2 protein-coding genes are annotated in these 911 nt (G+C 31.0%); both read left to right on the top strand.

The annotated features are described in order from the left end of the window. Window positions 1-69: 69 nt before the first annotated feature. Entirely contained in the window at window positions 70-414 is a 345-nt protein-coding gene (locus BN338_RS02360; RefSeq protein WP_039758654.1) for a hypothetical protein, read from the top strand. Further along, a complete protein-coding gene (locus BN338_RS02355; protein ID WP_039758652.1) occupies window positions 392-748 on the top strand; it encodes a membrane protein in 357 nt (118 codons plus the stop codon). The genes BN338_RS02360 and BN338_RS02355 overlap by 23 nt, the downstream gene beginning before the upstream one ends. Window positions 749-911: the final 163 nt, after the last annotated feature.

Genomic DNA, 911 nt, shown 5'->3' with positions numbered 1-911 from the left:
AAAATCATCTTGGGAACTTGTTAGCAATACAACGGTTAATGAAAGATTGTTTCAACAGAGAGTGACAAGATGAAACTAAATAGCATTTTGAAATTAAGTATTTTTTTTATGATGATTGTATGTGTTTCGTTGATCGTCACGACTTCAATTAGTAAAGTTTTTCATCTTCCTTATTGTCACACCTTTACCTATAGCTCTACTCAAAGTGTCGCTAAAATAGGTCAGAACTCATTTACTGCTTCACAAGTTAAAAATTGTCTTATGCAAAACGGTTTTGAGAACATTAAACGATTGCGTTTAGATGACAAAGGCATCTGGCGTGCTTTAGTAAAATTTAAAAAGTCACATTTTTTCGTATCCGTTGACTATTCGGGAACAATTAGCATTCAAAATGAAAGAAAAAAATATGATTGATTTTAAAACTTACAGAAACGTTTCTACTCATCGTTGTAAGAAAAAAAAATTCAAAAAGTTCTGTCGCTCTATTAAAGAATTTGCTTTCATTGGCGGTTTAAATGGTAGCATATCAGGTGCAATCGCGGCAACTCTTGCTACTTATGGTTATATTGCTCTTCCAGGATTAGGTCCAATTATTGCAATGGGGTTAGGAGTAGCACTTTCTGCCGGAATGATAATAGGAGCGCTAATAGGATCAGGAATGGGAGGGAGTGTCGGTATATGCTGTATTGTATGGGAAATTTATATGAATCATAATAGTCCTTTATCTTATAAATTTCACAATGAATAAAAAGTTCTCGTCATTTTTTCTATGAACAAAATATTAAAATTATTAACAAATTATATGCACTGTTTTTCGATGAAGAGATCATCACATTATTTATAAATGAAATAATAACTAACTTATTAAAATTGCTTGATTAATTTCTTATTATACCTCAAAAAAATAGATT

Origin of the sequence: Bartonella queenslandensis AUST/NH15 (genome assembly GCF_000312585.1) — a bacterium.
In the GTDB taxonomy this organism is placed as follows: Bacteria; Pseudomonadota; Alphaproteobacteria; order Rhizobiales; family Rhizobiaceae; genus Bartonella; species Bartonella queenslandensis_A.
Note: the sequence above shows the minus strand (reverse complement) of the source record. Positions and strands in the feature narration are given on the sequence as shown.